General features: G+C 39.9%; 4 protein-coding genes. 2 read left to right on the top strand and 2 right to left on the bottom strand.

Annotated elements, in window-relative coordinates; genetic code table 11:
- The coding region (locus tag F6K52_RS23800; RefSeq protein WP_293083678.1) for a hypothetical protein at positions 1-376 on the top strand (376 nt) is incomplete at its 5' end.
- A 522-nt stretch (positions 377-898) separates the two neighbouring features.
- On the top strand, positions 899-1,303 hold the full coding sequence (locus F6K52_RS23795) for an AIR synthase-related protein (RefSeq protein WP_293083675.1): 405 nt from the start codon (positions 899-901) through the stop codon (positions 1,301-1,303).
- A 70-nt stretch (positions 1,304-1,373) separates the two neighbouring features.
- On the opposite strand, the gene F6K52_RS23790 is transcribed toward F6K52_RS23795, so the two are convergent.
- Both F6K52_RS23790 and F6K52_RS23785 read right to left on the bottom strand, forming a co-directional pair.
- Positions 1,374-2,321, bottom strand: a complete 948-nt coding sequence (locus tag F6K52_RS23790) for an Rpn family recombination-promoting nuclease/putative transposase (protein ID WP_293083672.1) — start codon at positions 2,319-2,321, stop codon at positions 1,374-1,376.
- Positions 2,322-2,411: 90 nt separating this feature from the next.
- Positions 2,412-3,140 (bottom strand): Rpn family recombination-promoting nuclease/putative transposase (locus tag F6K52_RS23785; RefSeq protein WP_293083669.1); only part of this gene is annotated, 729 nt, incomplete at its 5' end.

Genomic DNA, 3,140 nt, shown 5'->3' with positions numbered 1-3,140 from the left:
TTACAATCATAACAAGCTTCAAATCATGAGAGGATATCTGATTTTTCTGATATTGAATTTTGCCCCCCTAGCCCCCCTAGCGAGCAATCCCTCGCTAGGGGGGAACAAGAATCCCTTTGCTGGTAAAAGTCCCCCAATTTTGGGGGATTTAGGGGGCTTGGATGTAGCAAATGAGACTTCTCAGATAACCTCTGAGGGGGCTAGAAATTTAGTACAAAAGTTCTGCATAAGTGACATGCTCCCAGAGGAAAAAAAATCCTGTTTACCTTACACTCCCCATCTCTCCACCCTTGCCACATTTACTTTCTTTTTTACAACTATGATATCGACCCTACTCGTCTTCTTCTTCTTCCCTAATCCAACGCCAAATCAATAAGCAAAGATTCAACACTATGATTAGGTTTGCATCAAGGAATAAAGCGAGTAACTCCACAAATAAATCTATTAATAGCCAACGTTTTCGGTTGCGATTAGTCTTATTGGTCATGGCTATGATTGTCAATGTAAATGCTTCTGACCTCTAATCTATTGACTAAAAAAATAGGTGTATAGGGCTTTGATATAAAAAACTGGTACGGTATTTACTGGAAAATATACCTAAATAAAACTAGGTATTTTAAATATGAAGTAATAAACTAAAATACCCTAAAATAAAAACAAATAAAAATTTGTGATCAGCTAACACAATTCGCAATCTACATGGCAGAATTTAAGTAAGCAAAAATTTAGCAAGTGGTTCGTTACGGGATGGACTTTCCCAACAATAGCTACCGATTAAATCAGAGTGAGCCTTTTGGTGGTGCGTTACGGGACGGACTTTGCCAACACTGACTACCAATAAAATCAAGGCGAGTCCGTCTTATCACGCACCCTACGCAACTGTGCTTCCCTTGCTGATTTGGTACTAGACCTAACCCAAAGTGGGATCGAAATTCACTGTATGCGGGATCTGACTCGTGGTGGTTTGGCCAGTGCTTTAAACGAAATTGCCCTTGGGGCTAATCTTGGCATCCATATTGATGAAAGTCTGATTCCAGTCAAGGAAGATTTACAAGGAGCCTGTGAAATTCTGGGGTTCGATCCGCTTTATGTGGCCAATGAAGGTCGATTTGTGGTTATTTTACCGGAGCAAGAGTCACAAAAGGGTTTGGAGATTATGCGATCGCACTCCTTGGGAAAAGATGCTGGTTTAATTGGCAAGGTAACAGACGAGAATTCCAGTCTAGTCACTATGCAGAGTAAAATTGGTGCAACCAGGGTCGTGGATATGTTAAGCGGTCAACAATTACCACGTATCTGCTAATAGGTCAGGTTGTGGGATATGAAAACTGGGCAATTCCAGGACTTCAAGGGGTATCAAGATGGGTAGGAGTTTATAAAGATTCAATCTCTTCCCGAGAAAGTTGGGTGATGTTCATAATAGTCTCCACATCTAAACCTTGTTCCCGGCAGGAACGTGCTATCGCTATTTTTTCTTGTTTTTTTCCTTGTTGGATACCTTGTTGAAGACCTTGTTCGATACCTTCTTGTTTTCCTTGTTTTATCCCTTTTTCCATACCTCGAATTTCTGCCTGTTCCACTTGCCATCTCGTCTCAAACTCTTGGGTACTGAGTATACTGGCTTCGTCACGCTTATTTTTTAGGTAACGCTCGTAAGCTGCTCTTTCTTGTTCTGATAAATTAGTGACTCGCAGCGCCTCCTTCGCTTCTTCTATTCCTTTGGCCGAAAATTCCGTTTTGATATCGCTGTTTTTGAGAAAATAAATCCATTCATCTAAGCTAGTTTTCGCTAATTCCTTAAAATTATTTACTTTCAGCAGGTAGTATTCTGGGAAGATATCTGCTACTTTGTTGATGTTAAATTTGAACTCCTGAGTTTTGGTCGGTTGCAGGATATCCCCAAGATTAGCCCCAACAAACTCTCCGCGATAGGAATAAATATAGTCATCCCCCATCCCCAAGTTAAAGTAGACTATATTAATTGAATATACTTTCTTAATTTCACCATACTCTTGACCTTTTCCTAAGTATTCGGTGACTAACTTAGACGCACCGTAGAGCATACGGTGGAAATAATCGTGTTGAGGGTTGTTTTGTACTTCAATCAGGACGAGCTCGCCATCAGTGGTTTCAGCGAGAATATCAACTCGGTTAGTTTTATCATCGAGTGTTTCTTGATTAGCTTCGCTTTCGAGAAGGGTTTTGATGGTAATATCGAAATGCAACAACTCGCTTAAAAACCCTTCCAAAACACCAAAGTTAGCTTTATTACGCAGCAGTTTTTTGATTGCCCAATCAAAGCGAATATGTGTGTCTGGCATTGTCTTGTTCTCTTAAGAAAGAAAGAGTGAATGGTGAATGGTGAATGGTGAAGACAAAATAATGGTGAAGGCAAAATGTATAATTATAAATTATAATTTATACAACGATTCAATCTCTTCCCGAGAAAGTTGGGTAATTTTCATAATAGTCTCCACATCTAAACCTTGTTCCCGGCAGGAACGGGCTATCGCTATTTTTTCTTGTTTTATCCCTTTTTCCATACCTCGAATTTCTGCCTGTTCCACTTGCCATCTCGTCTCAAACTCTTGGGTACTGAGTATACTGGCTTCGTCACGCTTATTTTTTAGGTAACGCTCGTAAGCTGCTCTTTCTTGTTCTGATAAATTAGTGACTCGCAGCGCCTCCTTCGCTTCTTCTATTCCTTTGGCCGAAAATTCCGTTTTGATATCGCTGTTTTTGAGAAAATAAATCCATTCATCTAAGCTAGTTTTCGCTAATTCCTTAAAATTATTTACTTTCAGCAGGTAGTATTCTGGGAAGATATCTGCTACTTTGTTGATGTTAAATTTGAACTCCTGAGTTTTGGTCGGTTGCAGGATATCCCCAAGATTAGCCCCAACAAACTCTCCGCGATAGGAATAAATATAGTCATCCCCCATCCCCAAGTTAAAGTAGACTATATTAATTGAATATACTTTCTTAATTTCACCATACTCTTGACCTTTTCCTAAGTATTCGGTGACTAACTTAGACGCACCGTAGAGCATACGGTGGAAATAATCGTGTTGAGGGTTGTTTTGTACTTCAATCAGGACGAGCTCGCCATCAGTGGTTTCAGCGAGAATATCAACTCGGTT

Origin of the sequence: Moorena sp. SIO3H5, from assembly GCF_010692395.1 — a bacterium.
Classification (GTDB): Bacteria; Cyanobacteriota; Cyanobacteriia; order Cyanobacteriales; family Coleofasciculaceae; genus Moorena.
The sequence above is the reverse complement of the archived record's forward strand: the minus strand, read 5'-3'. Positions and strand labels throughout refer to the sequence as shown.